Origin of the sequence: Paenarthrobacter sp. CCNWLY172 (genome assembly GCF_037402035.1) — a bacterium.
Classification (GTDB): Bacteria; Actinomycetota; Actinomycetes; order Actinomycetales; family Micrococcaceae; genus Arthrobacter.
The window spans coordinates 163,732-181,677 of the sequence record NZ_JBBEGB010000004.1; the positions used below are offsets into that span (position 1 = coordinate 163,732).

17 protein-coding genes and 1 pseudogene are annotated in these 17,946 nt (G+C 63.8%); 16 read left to right on the forward strand and 2 right to left on the reverse strand.

Going from position 1 to position 17,946, the window contains the following annotated elements:
• Positions 1–132 precede the first annotated feature (132 nt).
• The 14 genes and pseudogenes from WBN73_RS07480 (at position 133) to WBN73_RS07545 (ending at position 13,859) form a co-directional block, all read left to right on the forward strand.
• Positions 133–936 (forward strand): hydroxypyruvate isomerase family protein, encoded by an 804-nt coding sequence (locus tag WBN73_RS07480; RefSeq protein ID WP_105692055.1) that lies wholly within the window; start codon positions 133–135, stop codon positions 934–936.
• A 115-nt stretch (positions 937–1,051) separates the two neighbouring features.
• Positions 1,052–1,942: pseudogene (locus WBN73_RS07485) on the forward strand (2-hydroxy-3-oxopropionate reductase); the annotation flags it as partial.
• A gap of 132 nt (positions 1,943–2,074) precedes the next feature.
• Positions 2,075–3,850 carry a glyoxylate carboligase gene (gene gcl / locus WBN73_RS07490; protein WP_337339936.1) on the forward strand — a complete coding sequence of 592 codons (1,776 nt, stop codon included), beginning with the start codon at positions 2,075–2,077 and terminating at the stop codon, positions 3,848–3,850.
• A gap of 25 nt (positions 3,851–3,875) precedes the next feature.
• Positions 3,876–5,042: a glycerate kinase gene (locus WBN73_RS07495; RefSeq protein ID WP_337339935.1), complete on the forward strand. Its 1,167-nt coding sequence runs from the start codon at positions 3,876–3,878 to the stop codon at positions 5,040–5,042.
• Complete coding sequence (gene allB, locus WBN73_RS07500) at positions 5,035–6,384, forward strand: allantoinase AllB (RefSeq protein ID WP_091324862.1); 1,350 nt, start codon at positions 5,035–5,037, stop codon at positions 6,382–6,384. The genes WBN73_RS07495 and allB overlap by 8 nt, the downstream gene beginning before the upstream one ends.
• A 10-nt stretch (positions 6,385–6,394) precedes the next feature.
• Complete coding sequence (locus tag WBN73_RS07505) at positions 6,395–7,132, forward strand: winged helix-turn-helix domain-containing protein (RefSeq protein ID WP_337339934.1); 738 nt, start codon at positions 6,395–6,397, stop codon at positions 7,130–7,132.
• A gap of 94 nt (positions 7,133–7,226) precedes the next feature.
• On the forward strand, positions 7,227–7,694 hold the full coding sequence (bcp, locus tag WBN73_RS07510; RefSeq protein ID WP_089596279.1) for a thioredoxin-dependent thiol peroxidase: 468 nt from the start codon (positions 7,227–7,229) through the stop codon (positions 7,692–7,694).
• Positions 7,695–7,872: 178 nt separating this feature from the next.
• Positions 7,873–8,991: a PP2C family protein-serine/threonine phosphatase gene (locus tag WBN73_RS07515; protein ID WP_337339933.1), complete on the forward strand. Its 1,119-nt coding sequence runs from the start codon at positions 7,873–7,875 to the stop codon at positions 8,989–8,991.
• A 23-nt stretch (positions 8,992–9,014) separates the two neighbouring features.
• On the forward strand, positions 9,015–10,997 hold the full coding sequence (locus WBN73_RS07520) for a glycosyltransferase family 2 protein (protein WP_337339932.1): 1,983 nt from the start codon (positions 9,015–9,017) through the stop codon (positions 10,995–10,997).
• Positions 10,981–11,313, forward strand: coding sequence for an STAS domain-containing protein (locus tag WBN73_RS07525; RefSeq protein WP_089596282.1), 333 nt, complete (start codon positions 10,981–10,983; stop codon positions 11,311–11,313). The genes WBN73_RS07520 and WBN73_RS07525 overlap by 17 nt, the downstream gene beginning before the upstream one ends.
• A complete protein-coding gene (locus WBN73_RS07530; protein WP_337339931.1) occupies positions 11,306–11,725 on the forward strand; it encodes an ATP-binding protein in 420 nt (139 codons plus the stop codon). The genes WBN73_RS07525 and WBN73_RS07530 overlap by 8 nt, the downstream gene beginning before the upstream one ends.
• Positions 11,726–11,926: 201 nt before the next feature.
• Positions 11,927–12,484, forward strand: a complete 558-nt coding sequence (locus WBN73_RS07535; protein ID WP_337339930.1) for a hypothetical protein — start codon at positions 11,927–11,929, stop codon at positions 12,482–12,484.
• The gene (locus WBN73_RS07540) at positions 12,484–13,578 is read left to right on the forward strand and encodes a C2 family cysteine protease (RefSeq protein ID WP_337339929.1); all 1,095 of its coding nucleotides are present in this window, start codon (positions 12,484–12,486) and stop codon (positions 13,576–13,578) included. The genes WBN73_RS07535 and WBN73_RS07540 overlap by 1 nt, the downstream gene beginning before the upstream one ends.
• An 8-nt stretch (positions 13,579–13,586) precedes the next feature.
• Positions 13,587–13,859 carry a hypothetical protein gene (locus tag WBN73_RS07545; protein WP_207594970.1) on the forward strand — a complete coding sequence of 91 codons (273 nt, stop codon included), beginning with the start codon at positions 13,587–13,589 and terminating at the stop codon, positions 13,857–13,859.
• 162 nt (positions 13,860–14,021) lie between these two features.
• On the opposite strand, the gene WBN73_RS07550 is transcribed toward WBN73_RS07545, so the two are convergent.
• Positions 14,022–15,116 (reverse strand): pyridoxal-phosphate-dependent aminotransferase family protein, encoded by a 1,095-nt coding sequence (locus WBN73_RS07550; RefSeq protein ID WP_280623802.1) that lies wholly within the window; start codon positions 15,114–15,116, stop codon positions 14,022–14,024.
• 26 nt (positions 15,117–15,142) lie between these two features.
• Entirely contained in the window at positions 15,143–16,387 is a 1,245-nt protein-coding gene (locus WBN73_RS07555) for an MFS transporter (RefSeq protein ID WP_337339928.1), read from the reverse strand.
• 58 nt (positions 16,388–16,445) lie between these two features.
• Here WBN73_RS07555 and WBN73_RS07560 point away from each other — a divergent pair, with 58 nt between their 5' ends.
• The gene (locus tag WBN73_RS07560; protein WP_337339927.1) at positions 16,446–16,919 is read left to right on the forward strand and encodes a winged helix-turn-helix transcriptional regulator; all 474 of its coding nucleotides are present in this window, start codon (positions 16,446–16,448) and stop codon (positions 16,917–16,919) included.
• Positions 16,920–17,025: 106 nt separating this feature from the next.
• Positions 17,026–17,856 (forward strand): phosphatase PAP2 family protein, encoded by an 831-nt coding sequence (locus WBN73_RS07565; protein WP_337339926.1) that lies wholly within the window; start codon positions 17,026–17,028, stop codon positions 17,854–17,856.
• The last annotated feature ends 90 nt before the right edge of the window (positions 17,857–17,946 follow it).

Genomic DNA, 17,946 nt, shown 5'->3' on the forward strand with positions numbered 1-17,946 from the left:
CACCCCCACCTTCCCTAAACTTTTCATAAAGCAGAATCTAAATTCCACAAAGCGGAAACTGAGGCCAAGCATCACGGCAACAGCCAAGCAACCCGGAAGATAGATCAAAGCCCCTCCTCGGAAGGACCTACGATGACGTACACAGTGAACTGCTCCATCCTCCTGACGGAGCTGCCCTTGCTCGAGCGCCCCGCCGCCGCGAAGGCAGCCGGTTTTGACGCCGTCGAGTTCTGGTGGCCCTTCGCCACTTCGGTTCCCACCGACAAAGAGACAACAGAGTTTGAAACCGCCATCAAGGACGCCGGCGTTCAGCTCACGGGCTTGAACTTCAACGCCGGCAACATGCCCGGCGGCGACCGCGGACTGGTTTCCTGGAAGGGACGTTGCTCCGAGTTCAAGGACAACATCGACGTCGTAGCCGGCATCGGTGAGCGCCTGGGCTGCAAGGCTTTCAACGCCCTCTACGGCAACCGTCAGGACGAGTTCACCCCTGAAGAGCAGGACGAACTCGCGGCAAAGAACCTCGCCGCAGCAGCGGAAGGCGTCGCCCGCATCGGCGGCACCGTCCTCCTCGAACCGGTCAGCGGCGCACCCAAGTACCCGCTCCTCACCGCCGAAGACGCACTCAAGGTCATCGCCCGCGTCAAGGCAGAATCCGGCGCACAGAACATCAAGCTCCTCGCCGACTTCTACCACCTGGCAGTCAACGGCGACGACGTCGAATCCGTCATCGAGAACCACGCCAAGGACTTCGGCCACATCCAAATTGCCGACAACCCCGGCCGCGGCGCTCCCGGAACCGGCACGCTCCCCCTCGGCGAATGGATCGCCCGCAGCCGCGAACTCGGCTACGACGGCTACATCGGCCTCGAGTACAAGGAACCGCAGGAATCGGCCTTCAGCTGGGCCATCCGCCAGCGCGCCAACGCCAACTAAGCACGGAGCGCCCAACTAGGTAACAGCAAACGCTCCACTGAGCACTCAATACGACACTTACTGTCACCTAGTTGGGTAAGCACACCCGGGTTAAAAACACACAGACTTCCCCAGAAAGAGAACCACAATGAGCAACGTTGCAGTCATCGGACTCGGAATCATGGGCCTCCCCATGGCCATCAACCTCGTCAAGGCCGGCCACACGGTCACCGGTTTCAACCGCAGCCAGGACAAGATCGACAAGCTCGTCTCCGAAGGCGGCCAGGGTGCCACCAGCATCGCGGACGCAGTCAAGGACGCCGACGTCGTCATCACCATGGTCCCGGACTCCCCCGATGTTGAGGGTGTTGTCAGCGGCAAGGACGGCGTCTTCGCCAACGCGAAGAAGGGCACCATCTGGATTGACGCATCCAGTATCCGCCCGGACGTCGCCAAGCGCCTCTCCGAAGACGCAGTCGCAGCAGGCATCCGCCCGCTCGACGCTCCCGTATCCGGTGGCGAACAGGGCGCAATCGACGCCGTTCTGTCCATCATGGTCGGCGGCTCCGCGGAGGATTCCGAGGCAGCACAGGATGTCCTCAACGCAGTGGGCAAGACCATCGTCCACGTCGGCCCGTCCGGTTCCGGCCAGACCGTCAAGGCAGCCAACCAGCTGATCGTGGCCGTCAACATCCAGGTCCTCGGCGAGGCAATCGCCTTCCTTGAGGCCTACGGCGTAGACACCGACGCAGCACTGAAGGTCCTCGGCGGCGGCTTGGCCGGCTCCAAGGTCCTCGACCAGAAGGGTCAGAAGATGCTGGACCGCAACTTCGACCCCGGCTTCCGTCTGGCCCTCCACCACAAGGACCTCGGCATCGTCACCTCCGCAGCCCGCGAAGCCAACGTCGCTGTCCCGCTCGGCGCAGTTGTCGCCCAGCTCGTCGCCGCAACCGTCAACCAGGGCGACGGCGGCCTCGACCACTCGGGCCTCTTCAAGCAGGTCCTCCAGCTCAGCGGCCGGAAGTAAGCACCCCGGCAAAAGCCGGCAAAGCAACACAAGCAGGGAACCCGCCGTCGTACTTAAACGACGGCAGCTCCCTCAGCACACCCAAAAACACCACAGACTTCGCCCGAAAGGGCAAAAAACAAGGAGTACACCATGGCAAAGATGCGCACCGTTGATGCGGCCGTAGCCATCCTGGAAAAGGAAGGCGCAACCGAAGCTTTCGGTCTGCCCGGCGCAGCGATCAACCCCTTCTACTCAGCAATGCGTGCCCACGGCGGCATCCGCCACACGCTGGCCCGCCACGTTGAAGGCGCCAGCCACATGGCTGACGGCTACAGCCGCGCAGCTGATGGCAACATCGGCATCTGCATCGGCACGTCGGGCCCCGCTGGCACGGACATGATCACCGGCCTGTACGCGGCCCAGGCTGATTCCATCCCCATGCTCTGCATCACCGGCCAGGCTCCGGTTGCCAAGCTGCACAAGGAAGACTTCCAGGCCGTGGACATCGAGTCCATCGCCAAGCCGTTGACCAAGTTCGCCATGACCATCCTGGAGCCGGGCCAGGTTCCCGGCGCGTTCCAGAAGGCCTTCCAGCTGATGCGTTCGGGTCGTCCGGGCCCGGTCCTGCTGGATCTGCCCATCGACGTTCAGATGGCCGAGATCGAGTTCGACATCGATGCCTACGAGCCCCTGCCCATCGAGAAGCCCAAGGCTTCCCGCAAGCAGCTGGAAAAGGCACTGGACCTGCTGACCGCAGCCAAGCACCCTCTGATCGTTGCCGGTGGCGGCATCATCAACGCCGGCGCTTCGGCCCAGCTGGTTGAGCTGGCCGAGATCCTGAACGTTCCGGTCATCCCCACCTTGATGGGCTGGGGCGCCATCCCGGACGACCACCAGCTGATGGCCGGCATGGTTGGCCTGCAGACCTCGCACCGCTACGGCAACGAGACGTTCCTGCAGAGCGACTTCGTGATCGGTATCGGCAATCGTTGGGCCAACCGTCACACCGGCGGCTTGGACACCTACACGGCTGGCCGTAAGTTCGTTCACATCGACATCGAGCCGACGCAGATCGGTCGCGTTTTCTCGCCGGACTTGGGCATTGCGTCCGACGCCGGTGCGGCGCTGGACGGTCTGTTGGAGCTGGCTCGCGAACGCCAGGCAGCCAAGACCCTGCCGGACTACTCGGGTTGGGTTGCCGAGTGCCAGGAGCGCAAGGGCTCCCTGCACCGCAAGACCAACTTCGACAACGTGCCCATCAAGCCGCAGCGCGTATACCAGGAGATGAACAAGGCCTTCGGCCGCGACACCACCTACGTGTCCACCATTGGCCTGTCGCAGATCGCCGGCGCACAGATGCTGCACGTGTTCGGTGCCCGCAAGTGGATCAACGCAGGCCAGGCCGGCCCGCTGGGCTGGACCGCTCCCGCCGCCTTGGGCGTTGTTCGTGGAACCCCGGATGCCACCGTTGTGGCCCTGTCCGGTGACTACGACTTCCAGTTCATGATCGAGGAACTGGCCGTGGGCGCACAGTTCAACCTGCCGTACATCCACGTTGTGGTGAACAACAGCTACCTGGGCCTGATCCGTCAGAGCCAGCGCGGCTTCAACATGGAGCAGAACGTTTCCCTGGCCTTCGAGAACATCAACAGCCCGGAAACCAACGGCTACGGCGTTGACCACATCAAGGTTGCCGAGGGCTTGGGCGTCAAGGCCATCCGCGTTGAGGACCCGAACGACCTGCCCGCCGCCTTCGACAAGGCCAAGGCACTGATGGGCGAGTTCAAGGTTCCCGTGGTTGTTGAAGTGATCCTGGAAAAGATCACCAACATCTCCATGGGCGTTGAGATCAACGGCGTGAACGAGTTCGAAGAGCTGGCAGAGACCGCGGCGGACGCACCCACGGCGATCCTGGCCAAGGCCTAAAGAGAAACAGTAAGGAGGCACCGGAATGCGTGTTGTCATCGCCCCGGACAAATTCAAGGGCTCGCTGTCCGCGCCCGACGTCGCCAAGCACCTGGCAACAGGCCTGCAGGCGGGGTTCGGCCAAGGCATTGAAGCAACACGCATTCCGGTGGCTGACGGCGGCGAAGGAACCATCGACGCCGCCATCGGCTCCGGCTTCACCCGCCGGACCACCACCGTCACCGGCCCGCTCGGCGAGCCAGTGAAGGCCGACTTCGCGGTGCGGGACCAGGAAGCTGTCATCGAAATGGCGGCAGCTTCCGGTCTCGCCCTCCTGCCGGACGGCCCCACGTCCCAGACGGCGAAAATCGCGACCAGCATCGGAACGGGCGAACTCATCCGCGCCGCGCTGGACCTCGGCTGCCGCAAGATCATCCTGGGTGTCGGCGGCAGCGCCAACACCGATGCCGGCGCAGGAGTCCTGCAGGGCCTCGGCGCCGTCTACCTGGACAAGAACGGCAACGAGCTCCCCGGCGGCGGTGCCGCACTCGCGGACATCGACAGCATCGACTTCTCCAACTTCGACGTCCGCGTCGAGGCAACGGAGTTCGTGTTGGCGTCCGACGTCGACAATCCCCTTTTGGGGGCCAGCGGAGCCCCAGCCATCTTCGGTCCGCAAAAGGGCGCGACGCCGGACGACGTCACGGAACTGGATGCTGCAGCAAGCCACTTCGTCGACGTCCTCGCAGCCACAACAGGGCAACATGCCAAGTACGCAGCCAAGGCAGAAGGCGCTGGAGCAGCAGGCGGCGTTGGCTACATTGCCATCGCGGCACTGAAGGCTGAGCGGCGACCGGGTATCGACGTCGTGCTTGAATTCACTGAACTCGAGCGCAGGCTCAAAGGCGCCGACCTGGTGATCACTGGAGAAGGCAGCCTGGACGAGCAAAGCCTGCTCGGCAAGACCCCCATGGGAGTCTCGCGGGCGGCACAAAGGAACGGGGTTCCCGTGATCGCAGTCTGCGGTCGGAGTACCCTGAGCCGGGAACAACTCACGGATGCCGGCTTCCATACGGTCCATGCACTGACCGACCTGGAAAAAGATGTCCAAAAATGTATCGCTGAAGCAGGTCCGTTGCTTGAACAATTAGGTAAGCACATAGGCGTGTACCTGGCGGAACGGACCGAAAACAAGGAGTACCTCAATGTCTGAAGCAATCGGCGCCTATGACCTCGTTATCCGGGGCCAGCGCATCCTGACCACCGCCGGCCTCGCAGCCCGCGAAGTTGGCATCCGCGACGGCGTCATCGTCGCCATCGAACCCCTGGGCAACGGCCTGACGGGCAACGAGGTCATCGAACTCGCAGACGACGAAACCCTGATCCCCGGCCTGGTGGACACCCACGTCCACGTTAACGAGCCCGGCCGCACCGAGTGGGAAGGCTTCGCCTCCGCCACCCGTGCCGCAGCTGCCGGTGGTGTGACCACCATCATCGACATGCCGCTGAACAGCATCCCGCCCACCACCACCGTGGACGGCCTGGAGCAGAAGCGCGTGGTCGCCAAGGACCAGGCTTTCGTGGACGTCGGATTCTGGGGCGGTGCCATCCCGGGCAACAAGAGCGACCTCCGCCCGCTGCACGACGAGGGCGTGTTCGGCTTCAAGTGCTTCCTCCTGCACTCCGGCGTGGACGAGTTCCCGCACCTCGATGCAGACGAGATGGAAGAGGACATGAAGGAGCTCAAGTCCTTCGACTCCCTCATGATCGTGCACGCCGAGGACTCCCACGCGATCGACCGCGCCCCGCACCCCGGCGGCGACCACTACGAGACCTTCCTGGCTTCCCGCCCCCGCGGCGCCGAGAACAAGGCAATCGCCGAGGTCATCGAACGTGCCCGCTGGACCGGCGCCCGCGCCCACATCCTGCACCTCTCCTCCTCCGACGCGCTTCCCATGATCGCTTCGGCAAAGCGCGACGGCGTCAACCTCACCGTTGAGACCTGCCCGCACTACCTGACGCTCATGGCCGAAGAAATCCCCGACGGCGCCACGGCCTACAAGTGCTGCCCGCCCATCCGCGAGGCCTCCAACCGCGAGCTCCTCTGGAAGGGCCTGCAGGACGGCACCATCGACTGCATCGTCTCGGACCACTCCCCGTCCACACTGGACCTGAAGGACCTGGAAAACGGTGACTTCGCAGTGGCATGGGGCGGCGTTTCCTCGCTCCAGCTGGGCCTTTCCCTGATCTGGACCGAAGCCCGCCACCGCGGCATCCCGCTGGAACAGGTCGTCTCCTGGATGGCGGAGAAGCCCGCCGCCCTGGCCCGCCTGCACAACAAGGGCCAACTCGCCCTGGGCTACGACGCCGACTTCTCCATCTTCGCCCCGGACGAAGCCTTCGTTGTGGACGTCACCAAGCTCAAGCACAAGAACCCGATCACGCCGTACGACGGCCGTCCGCTCGCCGGCGTCGTCCGCAAGACCTACCTGCGCGGCACCCCGATCGACGGCCAGAACCCCGGCGGCAAGCTGCTCCGCCGCGGCAACGTTTAGGTCTACCGCCATGGCAGTCAATGCCTACGGGCCGCCGCCGTCGCGGGGAACTGCCGCGCGCCGGAACGGCATGACCGCACACGGCCTGGCGCTCTGGGTCAACCCGGCCGAGGGCGACGAGATCGACCCTGAAGTCTGGGAGCGGGCAGCACGGCTTGTGCTGGCCCGTGCCATGAAACTTGCCCCGGAGGCGGAAGTCCGCATCTGGCCCGCCACCGGGGCACAGCACTCCGGCGTCGGCGACACTTCCTGGGGCGGCACTCCGCAGGAAGCCGCCGACGCCGGTACCAACGGTTCTCTCTCGCTCGCCGATGCCCTCGCGGAGGCGCGTTCGGTGACCCGTTCGGAAGCCGCTTCCGACGGCGGCGACCGCACCGAAGCGGGCGGCAGCACCGCCGTCGAGCCCGTAACGTTGGCGAGCCGCCGCAGCCAACTTGCGGTGGACCTCGCCGCTGAAGTAGTGCTGCTGGACGGCGAGCCCGTGGCCTTTACTGGCATGGAATACAAGCTGCTCCGCTACCTCGTGGTGAACTGCTCACGGGCCATCAGTCGTGAAGAATTGCAACGCTTCCTGGAGTCATTTGACCTCCCCGGCGCGGCATTTCGGTCGATCGACGTTTATGTTGGAAGGGTGCGGCGGAAGCTAGGCTCCGCCCGACACACCGTCGCCACCGTCCGTGGTGGCGGCTACCAGTTCGTGCCAGGCCCTTATGCCACAGTGCGCGGACCCGCGGAATACAGCATCTGATTTCGCTGTTCTACTTCATTGACTTCGTTCTTTGAATGATCGCTGTTGTTTGAAATGACCGCCGGTGCACACCGGTTGAATGTAAAGGATCGCCATGACCCAGAAACTCCTCGTCGGAACGCAAGCACCTGATTTCGCGCTTCTCGACGCCGACGGCACCAAGGTCTCGCTGTCCGACTACCGCGGACGCAACGTCATTGTGTACTTCTACCCGAAGGCAGCCACCCCCGGCTGCACCACCGAGGCTTGCGACTTCCGCGACAACCTCGCCAGCCTCCAGGGCAAGGGCTACGACGTCATCGGGATCTCCCCGGACGGCCCAGAGGACCTCGCGAAGTTCACCGGTGAATTCGCCCTGACCTTCCCGCTGCTCTCCGACGAAGACCACAAAGTGGCCCTCGCTTACGGCGCTTGGGGCGAGAAGCTGGTTGACGGCGAAATCGTCGAAGGCCTGGTCCGCTCCACCGTTGTCCTCGACGGCGAAGGCACCGTGAAGCTCACCCAGTACCAGGTTTCTGCGCAGGGCCACGTCCAGGCGCTCAAGGAAGAGCTGGGCGTCTAACCCTCTCTCACCTCCCGCGTGTTTGAGGGCAACCCTCTCTCACCTTCCGCGTGTTTGAGGGCAACCCTCTCTCATATAACTGAACAAAAGATGTAACGCCCGCCCACTTTTGTGAGCGGGCGTTTCATGTGTCGTGACTAAACGTGACAAATACCCAGCAGCATTAGTTAATGGAGCCATGGTCTCTTCCCCACCCGTGCGCCACGCTGTAGTCGTCGAAGATGATGCCGACATCCGCGGACTCCTCGTCCTGGTCCTCGAGCAGCTCGACTTTGTGGTGACCGAAGCACCTGACGGTCTGTCCGGCGTCGAGGCTGTCCGCAATACCAACGCGGAACTCGTGACCCTCGATGTGAATCTCCCGGACATTGACGGCATGGAAGTCTGCCGCCGGCTCCGCGAATTCTCGGACGCCTACATCCTCATGCTCACGGCACGCGCAGACGAGATTGACAGGCTCAACGGCCTGGACATCGGCGCCGACGACTACATCAACAAGCCCTTCAGTCCCAAGGAACTTCAAGCCCGTATCCGCGCGCTGTTCCGCCGGGCCCGCACGCCCGCCGCGCCGGCCGAGGACAGCGGCCAAACGGACGAACTCGAGCGCGCAGCAGTGGTGCAGAAGAGCCTCCTCCCGCGCGAAACAGTCCGCCTCGAAGGATACGACGTCGCTGGCGCCTTCCGCCCCACCCGCAGCGTAGGTGGGGACTTCTACGACTGGTACCAGACCCGCGACGGCATGCACCTGACGTTCGCGGACGCCATGGGCAAGGGCATGGGCGCGGCCTTGATCGCAGCCACCGTCCGTGCGGTGATGCGTTCAGTGGCCGACACTCCGGCCATCGACGCCGCCTTCGCCTCAGCCAGCGCCACCATCACCTCGGACCTGGACCAGTCCGGCTCCTTCGCCACGATGTTCCACGCGCGGCTGGACGCTCCCTCCGGAAGGTTCAGCTACATCGACGCTGGCCACGGACTTGCCCTGCACATCCCGGCGGAGGGGGCAGCGCAGAGGCTTGTGTCCGCCGGGCCCCCGGTGGGCATCCTCGACGGTCAGCACTGGCCCGCCGCTGAGCTCCTGCTGGAACCAGGCGACACGCTGGTAATCGTCAGCGACGGCGTACTGGACGCCCACGCATCCCTCGAAGACTTCATCCGGAACGTCGAGAAGGCAGCGCGGAGCGAGGAAACGTCGGACGATGTGTGCGCGGCCCTGCTGGGGTTGGCCCCGGTCGAAACAGCGGAAGACGACGTGACCGCCGTCGTCGTTCGTAGAAAACCTGACGTCCAGCACTAAAGACCACAAAAAAGGGGGGGATTGTGACACGTTTCTGGACCCGGCTGTTGGTTGTTCTGACAGTCATCTTGGGCGTCAACTATGTGGCCTGGCGTTGGATGGCGTCGCTGAACTGGGACGCATGGTGGATCGCCGTTCCGTTGGTGATCGCTGAGACGTACAGCCTCATCGACGTGATGCTCTTCGGACTGACGGTGTGGAACCTGAAGATCCGCAAGCCCCCACCCCCTGCCCCGGCCGACGCCACCGTGGACGTTTTCATCACCACCTACAACGAGCCGCTGGACCTGGTAATGACCACGGCACTGGCCGCCAAGGACATCCGCTGGCCGCACAGCACCTGGATACTCGACGACGGCGATCGCCCCGAAATGCGCCAACTCGCCGAATCGAACGGGATTGGCTATGTGACGCGAGGCGCGGACTGGACACCGGACATGCCGCGGCACGCCAAAGCCGGCAACCTGAACAACGCGCTGATGGTCACCTCGGGCGAATACCTGCTGATTCTCGACGCCGACCAGATCCCCGAGCCTGACATCCTGGACAAGACGCTGGGCTACTTCAACGATGACCGCGTGGCGTTGGTCCAGACCCCCCAATACTTCATCAACGTCCCCGCCGACGATCCCCTGGGCAGCCAGGCGCCGCTGTTCTACGGTCCCATCCAGCAGGGCAAGGACGGCTGGAACGCGGCGTTCTTCTGCGGCTCAAACGCGATCCTCCGCCGTGAAGCCCTCATGCAGCTCGGCCTGGTGGGCTACGTCAAAGCCACGGAGAAGAGTGTCCGTCGCGCCCTTGCTGCCTCCCGTTCGGCCATCAAAAAGGCACGGCGCTCCGAAGAGGCCCGCAACCCCTTGGTGGAGCAGATGCTCAACGAGGTGGAGGCAGCAACCAATACAGCCCAGCAGGAACTCGAAGCACGCGTGTCCCTCAGCGAGATCACGTACCGGGTGCGGCGCAAAGTGGACGAGGCCGTGCGCACCCTCGTGGCTGCCGACTTCTCCGCGCTGCAGGCCGACCTCGAAGAGATCGCCGCGATGGAACTCGCCCACGTCGGCGAGTCCGGTGTGACCACTGTGGCGAGTGACGCCGTCGACCGTATGTCCGGCCGCGACTGGTCACCGTTGGGTGCGCTCGAGTCGGTCCACGCTGTCCTGGACGCCATCTCCGTGGAACGCACCGACGAAGCGCAGCCGATCATGCCACTGGCCACCATCTCAGTCACCGAGGACATGGCCACGGCAATGCGCATCCACTCGCTGGGCTGGAAGAGCGTCTACCACCACGAAATCCTGGCCAACGGATTGGCGCCCGAGGATCTCAAGACCATGCTCACCCAACGGCTTCGCTGGGCACAGGGCACCATGCAGGTCCTCCTTCGCGAGAACCCGTTGGTCCAGCCCAGGCTCTCGTGGGGCCAGCGGCTTATGTACTTCTCCACCATGTGGAGCTACCTCAGCGGCTTCGCGGCCGTGGTGTACTTCGCGGCGCCCATCATCTACCTGACGCTCGGCATCCTCCCGGTGAGCAGCCTCAGCTTCGACTTCTTCATCCGGTTCATCCCGTTCATGGTGGTCAACCAGCTGCTGTTTGTGGTGGCCGGGCACGGCATCCCCACCTGGCGCGGACAGCAGTACAGCCTTGCGTTGTTCCCCACCTGGATCAAGGCATGTACGACGGCGGCCCGGAACGTTTGGTTCGGACGCCCCCTCGGGTTTGCCGTCACCCCCAAGGCGCGCCAGAGCGGCGGCCCGAGCTGGAGCCTGATCCGTCCGCAGATCATCGTGGCGGTGTTGTTGGCTATTGCGCTGGTGGTCGGGATCGCCCGCCTTTTGACTGGTCTTTCGGAGCCCCTCGGCACGCTGGTGAATGTCGCCTGGGTGGCATTCGACCTGGTGGTCCTGAGCGTGCTGGTCAAGGCAGTTTTGTACAAGGGTTTTGTCCCTGGAGATGTTGGGCCGGAGAGCCCCGAGGAAAGGAATGCAGATGCAGTTCAGCTATGAGGTCAAGGACTCCTACGCGGAAGTGAAGAGCGTGGGCCGCTTGAACATGGTGGCGGCACCCAAGCTCCGCGAAGTAGTGAACGAGGTTGTTGCCAGCGGTTCAAGCCGGGTTGTGGTCAACCTGGCAGAGACGGACTTCATGGACTCATCAGGCCTCGGAGCGCTCATCGGTTGCCTCAAAGCCGCACGCCAGGCAGGTGGCGACCTCCGCATTGCCGGTGTGCAGCCGCAGGTGAAGATGGTCCTGGAACTGACCAACATGGACCGGGTGCTCACGGCGTACCCCTCAGCCGAGGAGGCGTTCGGCGATGACTGAGGTGATCGCCCGCCGAGGGTTCCATGGGCCATCCAATGAGGACGCGATCGAGGCGATCCACAATGAGCTGGACGCTCTCTGGGACGATGCCTCCTTTGTACCCGATATGGATCGGATGACCTTTGCCACCGCAGTCATCGAGGCAGCGGCGAACATCGTGCAGCACGCGGTTCCTGTCGCAGAGAAGCCCGTGGAGATCGACGTGGACATCAGCGTCCGGCCCGCCCGGCTGGTCGCGAGGGTCAGCGCGTACAACGCCCGTGAGCCCTTCGCGAGCGACATGCAGGCGTCCATGCCAGACTCCGAAGCCGAATCCGGCCGCGGGTTGGCACTCATCGAAGCCCTGGTAACCACGGTGACGTTCGAACGCCAGGACGGCACCAACACCTGGATCCTGACCCGCAACACCTGACCCTCTCTCACGTCCCGCGTGCTTGAGCCTGACCCTCTCTCACCTCCCGCGTGCTTGAGCCGGACCCTCTCTCACCTCCCACGTGCTTGAGCCGAACCCTCTCTCACCTGTACGGGTTGTTCTGCCCATCGCCCAGAGCAACGCAACGTGAAAACATTCGGTGAGATCCGCCGTCGAACGCTAACTGGAACTGGGGACGAAATGAACCGCCGCGTGCACCGCAAGCCTTGGGCGCTGGCTGCTGCCCTTACGGTGGTGACTCTTGCTTCGGGATGCAGCGGCACCCCCGACGGACCCACCCGCGAACCCAGCAGCGCGCCGCCAATTACCGCCGAACCGGCTCCCGTGGCAGAAAGCGTCGCTAAGTACAATGCCCTGACCGCCGATCTTGTTGCGGCCTTGGAGGCAAGGATGCCGGACATCACGTGGTCCGTGGATGATCCTGCACGCCTGAGCCGCATCGACGACGGCAGGTGCATGCTCGCCCCACGGAGCATGAAGAGCAGCGCGGACATCGTGGAACCTTCAAGGAGTTTCGAGGACGTCTTTGCGGTGGCGGATCCGGTCCTGAGAGAGCACGGCTTCCCTTCCTTCGACGGCATTGACCCCGTGCCGGGCGGCTGGGTGGTCACGCGCAGCACTGACGCTGCGGGCGCCACGGTGACCATCCGATCGAAGTTCCCGGCCTACCTTGACGTCACTGTTCCGGTGAAATCCAAGAACTGCGATACCAACGAAATTCCTGAGGGGGGCAAGTAATGCCGGGATTTTACGGTGCTGACATTGAACAATTGCGGGCACTGGCAAAGACGATGTCGCGCCACTCGGAACGGATGACCTCCCTGTCCACGGAGCTGGGTCACCTCATCAGCAACGCAAGGTGGGATGGCCGGGACGCTGCGATGTTCCGGGCTTCGTGGGACTCCGAACACCGCCCCATGCTGAAGAAAATCTCTTCTGAGCTGCAGACCCAGGCCAAGGAACTGATCCGCAACGCGGACGAGCAGGACAAGTCCAGCTCGGGAGCGTCGGGGTCCTCCGGCACCGATCATTCCGGGCGGGGAGATTCTAACCCGCCCGGCGACCCCGGTCCGCTGGACCCGGACATGCCCGACGTCGATGTGCCCGGCGACGTCCGCAACGACCCCGACGCCGGCGACCCCAGCGACATCAACCAGGGACAGATCGGCGACTGCTGGCTGTTGGCAGGCATTGGCTCCGTGGCCCAGGTGCTGGAGCGCGAAGGCAAGCTGGACGAGTTCCTTGAGGAGCATATGCGCCCCGTCGGCGATCCCCCGACGCACTGGGTGGTCACCCTCTACGAAGACGGCGAGCCCGTGGAAGTCACTGTGGAGGCCAAGTCAACCGAAGGCGGTGTCCGCGGCGCTGACGGCGAACCCAACTGGCTGTCCATCTACGAGCGCGCAGCAGCTGAGCACCGCGGCGGATCATACGACGACATCGACGGCGGATTCAGCAACGAAGCCATGGAACTGATGACCGGGCAGTCCGCCGACAAGGACGGCGAACTGAACTTTGATGACATCGAGGACAAGCTCGCCGACGGCCAAGCCATTTCCGTGGGTACCGAAGACGTCAAGGACGACGACTTCGACTGGGTCTGGGAGTCTGACGAAGTCAACCGCACCGACGTCGTGCCCAACCATGCCTACGTTGTGGTTGATGTGAAAACCAACGACGACGGCGAGAAAGTCATCGTCCTGGCGAACCCGTGGGGTCCGTCCGGCGGCTACTTGGAGGACGACGACGACCACAAGTCCGGCACGCTGGAACTGACCGAAGATGAGTACAAGGAAAACTTCGACTCCGTGTACTCCGTGGACGTGAAGTAAGGATGGCCGTGGAACAGCTCGTAACAGTCAAACAAGGCATGCAGCCAACCTTCGACGGCGTCAAAGTGGGCGTGGTCAAAATCGGAATCGCTGACGGCGCCCCCGCTATCCAGTTCTGGATCCGCACCGCCGAACAACAGCGCAAGCAGGCCTTCCGCGAAGGGCAATCGGTCACGCTGCCGGGCGCGGGCTTGTTGACCATCACCTCGATTCAGCCCGCCGACGGCAGCACCGCCGCCTCCGCGACGTTAACGTACGACGCCGGTCACGTCACCGATTGACGGGTCGGGCGCCGGAAGGTGAGAGAGCGTCCCACCCAACCACGCGGGACGTGAGAGAGCGTCCCACCCAACCACGCGGGACGTGAGAGAGCGTCCCACCCAACCACGCGGGACGTGAGCGAGCGTCCCACCCAACCACGCGGGACGTGAGAGAGCGTCGCGCTAGGCTTTCGCGATCGCTTCCTTCAGCGCCCCCAGCACCAGGGTGACCGAGGCGCTGTTCGCGTTCGGGCCCATCATGCCGATGCGCCACACAGTGTCCGCGAATTCCCCCACACCCGAGCCGATTTCCATACTGAAGTTCTCCAGAAGGTAAGCGCGGACGGCAGCCGAGTTGACGCCGTCGGGCACTTTGACCGTGGTGAGGCTCGGCAACCGGGAGCCCTCGGCGGCGAACAGTTCGAGTCCCATCTCCTGCAGCCCGTTCTGAAGAGCGGCGCCGGCAGCACGGTGCCGGGCCTGCACCACGTCCAACCCCTCGGCGAGGATCCGGTCCAGGGCAGCTTCGAGCCCGGCGATCATGGTGACGGGCGCTGTGTGGTGATACGTCCGGGCTCCACTGGCCGCTCCGACGTAACCACCAAGCAACCCGATGTCGAGGTACCAGGAGCGCGGATCCTTGACCCGGCGCTCGAAAGCGCGGTCGGACAGAGTGAACGGCGACAGCCCCGGCGGAACGCCCAGGCATTTCTGGGTTCCGGCGTATCCGACGTCGATCCCCCAGTCGTCCGCCAGCAGTTCCAATCCGCCGATGGAGGTGACGGCGTCGGTGATCAGCAGGGCATCGCCCTTTCCTGCGCCCAGCGCGGCGATGTCGGAAAGTACACCGACGGATGTCTCAGCATGGACGGCGGCGATGACTTTCGGATGAGGATGCGCTGAGAGGACACGGTCGGCATCTACGGGCTGGCCCCATTCGTGGTCGACCCGGACCACCGTGGCCCCGCAGCGCCGTGCGACCTCGCACATCCGCGCCCCAAACAGTCCGTTCACAGCGATAACTGCCACGTCGCCGTCGGACACGGTGTTCACGAAAGCCGCTTCCATCCCGCCGGAACCTGTGGCACTCAACGGGAGTGTCCGCGCATTGGAGGTTCCCCAAACAGTACGGAGGCCCTCGCAAGTGTGGTCAAGCCGTTCGATGAACACCGGATCAAGGTGCCCTAGCACGGGATAGGCCAGGGCGGCCATGGCTTCGGGGTAGCAATTGCCCGGGCCGGGACCGAACAGGAACCTGGACGTCAGAATGTCGGGCATGTGCGAACTCCTTCAGCTGGTTGAGGTCATTCTGCCCCAGCGTGCTGTGCGGAGCGAGCCAACCGCGCCTGACCGCTCGATTTGTACGGAATGAGCCGGTCGGTGCCCCAGAGCGCCAACGCGAGCGCAGCAAAAACCGCGCCCAGGACGCTGGCCCCGGCCCAACCCCAGGCATCGTAGACCGGCGCAACAGCTGCCGCGCCCGCTGCGCTTCCCACGGAATAGAACACCATGTAGCTGCCGATAATGCTGCTGGCCGACTCCTCAGCTCCTGCCACGATCAAGGTCTGGCTGCTGACATGAACGGCCTGTACTGCAGCGTCGAGAACGATGATGCCGGCAACGAACCACAACAGCGACCAACCGCCGAGGGACAAAGCCACCCAGGAACCCAGGAGCGCAACGAGGCTCCACGCCGTGACCCGCTGCGCCCACCCACGGTCAGCCGCGGCGCCTGCCCGGGATGCGGCCACCACGCCGATCAGGCCGGCGAACCCAAACAGTCCGATCACGCTCGGCGGCAGATGCCACGCCGGACTGCTGAGCAGCAGGGACATACCGCTCCACAGCACCCCGAAGGACGCGAACAGCAGCATGGTGATCAGCGCCCGCGTACGAAATATGCGATTACGCCGCGTCAGGACCACCACCGATGAGACAGCCTGCCAGTACCCCACTTCTCCCCTCTCGGCCCGGTCTTGGGGCAGAGCGCGAAAAACCGCGACGGCGAGGACCGCACCTGCCACCGCAGCGAGAACGTAGACCGACCGCCATCCCCACAGGTCCGTCAGGCCTCCCGCCAGCGTCCGGGCAAGGATGATGCCACTCACGACGCCGGCCGTGACGGTGCCGATGTTTCCGCCCCTTTGGTCGGGGGTGCTGGAGGCGGCGGTGTACGCCACGATGGTCTGAACCACCGACGAGGCCATTCCAAGGAGCAGGAAGCCGCCCAGGAGGGCCGTCTGTGAATCTGCCAGGGCCACCACGGATCCGCCAAGGGCCGTCGCCGCAATGTGAAGGGTAATGAGCACCCGGCGGTTCATGACATCTCCCAAAGGCACCAAGAGAACCAGCCCCAGAAGGTATCCAGCCTGGGATGCGGCCACAATCCAGCCCACCGCGGACGTTGGAATCCCCAGGTCCGTCCCGATGCGCTCGAGCAGGGGCTGCCCATAATAGATGTTGGACACCATGAATCCGGCCGCCACAGCGAGCAGGAACAACAAGCGACGGCCAAGTCCTCGGCTGGAATCCTTCAGGTGTGTGCTCACAGCGCCTCCGCAGTTGGTTTCATAATGCAACCATGTGACCTTATGGCAGAATGGTTTCATGTTGCAACCAAGTGAAGGTGAATGGACGGATCCTGAATGCCCCATCGCCAGAGCCGTGGACCTGGTGGGCGACAAATGGACCCTGCTCATCATTCGTGACTCGCTGGACGGAAAACGGCGCTTCACCGAATTCGAGAGATCACTGGGCGTGGCTAAGAACATCCTTTCGGACCGGCTCCGCCTCTTGGTGGAGAGAGGCATCCTGACCAGGATTCCCAACGAACGAGGCACCCGAAGCGAATACGAGCTGACGGATGCGGGGCGCGATCTGTTCACCCTGGTCCTCAGCCTCCGGCAATGGGGCGAGCGCAACGCCTTCACCCAGGGAGAGGAACATTCCGTCCTCATCGATCCCGTCTCGGGTCAGCCCGTCCCGGAGCTGCGGCCAACCAGTGAGGGCGGCAAAATGCTTGGCCCGGAGCAGACGCTGCTGGTCAAAGTGGGCCAACCGCTTCCTCACAACGCGACGTAAACGCGACGTAGCGTAACCCTGTCCGCATGGCACTCCCAGGAACCTCCGGGCAGCAACTGCTAAGGTTGCTCACCAATACTGAGGCCGCCACGGATAGGGGACATGAGTGACGACTGAAGGAAAAGAGGCGCCGGAGCAAGGCGTCCGCGGCGAAGTAAGCCAGGACAGGTTCATCGCCGGGCAGGACCTGACCAACTGGAAATCCCCCGCGGGCCGGACACTTGCCCGAGGCGCCGAAAAGGCCACCTCACTGCTGGGGCCCTACGCCGCGCTCATCATCACCTTGATAGTAGGGCTCGCTGCAGCCCTCTCGCTGGCCCTGGTTTTCGGCGAAGTCTACGAGTCCGTGACGGAAGCCGACGGCGTTGCAGGTTTGGACGATCCCGTCCTGGCCGCAGCAAAGAGCATCCGCTCTCCCGCCTTGGACTCAGCCGCCACCGCCTATACGAATATTGGCGGCACCGTGGGCATGCCCATTCTTGCCGTTGGCATCATGATCTTCCTGGCCACCAAGCGGCGATCATGGACACCGGTCATCCTAATGCTTGCTGCCGGGCTGGGCTCACTGGTCATCACCATCTTGGGCAAGCCGATCTTCGGCCGCGCCCGCCCCGACATCGCGGACGCCATTCCTCCCTACGAGCATTCCGCATCCTTCCCCAGCGGCCATTCACTGAACTCCATCGTGATTGCCGGCATCGTGGCCTACCTGATCATCCTGCGGCTCAAGACCTTGCGGGCACGGGTCGTCACCATACTTGTGGCCGGGGTCTTTGCCTTCACCATGGGCCTTAGCCGCGTCTACCTTGGCCACCACTGGCTGACGGATGTGCTGGCAGCCTGGGCTATCGGCGTGGCATGGTTGGCCTTGGTAATCACCGCCCATCGCCTGTACCTGACAGTGCGGACACGGCGCCACAGGACGGTAGTCTCTTGACACCGGGCCGATCACTCGGCTTAACTGAATTACGTATGCTGAAATAACAGTTCCATGATGCGGAAGCTTGAAGTAAAGGCTTCCTCTTGC

Excerpts from the sequence above, each read along its gene's own strand:
- WBN73_RS07480 (WP_105692055.1), top strand. The coding sequence starts at position 133 with ATGACGTACACAGTGAACTGCTCCATCCTCCTGACGGAGCTGCCCTTG.
- gcl (WP_337339936.1), top strand. The coding sequence starts at position 2,075 with ATGGCAAAGATGCGCACCGTTGATGCGGCCGTAGCCATCCTGGAAAAG.
- WBN73_RS07495 (WP_337339935.1), top strand. The coding sequence starts at position 3,876 with ATGCGTGTTGTCATCGCCCCGGACAAATTCAAGGGCTCGCTGTCCGCG.
- allB (WP_091324862.1), top strand. The coding sequence starts at position 5,035 with ATGTCTGAAGCAATCGGCGCCTATGACCTCGTTATCCGGGGCCAGCGC.
- WBN73_RS07505 (WP_337339934.1), top strand. The coding sequence starts at position 6,395 with ATGGCAGTCAATGCCTACGGGCCGCCGCCGTCGCGGGGAACTGCCGCG.
- bcp (WP_089596279.1), top strand. The coding sequence starts at position 7,227 with ATGACCCAGAAACTCCTCGTCGGAACGCAAGCACCTGATTTCGCGCTT.
- WBN73_RS07515 (WP_337339933.1), top strand. The coding sequence starts at position 7,873 with ATGGTCTCTTCCCCACCCGTGCGCCACGCTGTAGTCGTCGAAGATGAT.
- WBN73_RS07525 (WP_089596282.1), top strand. The coding sequence starts at position 10,981 with ATGCAGTTCAGCTATGAGGTCAAGGACTCCTACGCGGAAGTGAAGAGC.
- WBN73_RS07530 (WP_337339931.1), top strand. The coding sequence starts at position 11,306 with ATGACTGAGGTGATCGCCCGCCGAGGGTTCCATGGGCCATCCAATGAG.
- WBN73_RS07535 (WP_337339930.1), top strand. The coding sequence starts at position 11,927 with ATGAACCGCCGCGTGCACCGCAAGCCTTGGGCGCTGGCTGCTGCCCTT.
- WBN73_RS07540 (WP_337339929.1), top strand. The coding sequence starts at position 12,484 with ATGCCGGGATTTTACGGTGCTGACATTGAACAATTGCGGGCACTGGCA.
- WBN73_RS07550 (WP_280623802.1), bottom strand. The coding sequence starts at position 15,116 with ATGCCCGACATTCTGACGTCCAGGTTCCTGTTCGGTCCCGGCCCGGGC.
- WBN73_RS07560 (WP_337339927.1), top strand. The coding sequence starts at position 16,446 with ATGTTGCAACCAAGTGAAGGTGAATGGACGGATCCTGAATGCCCCATC.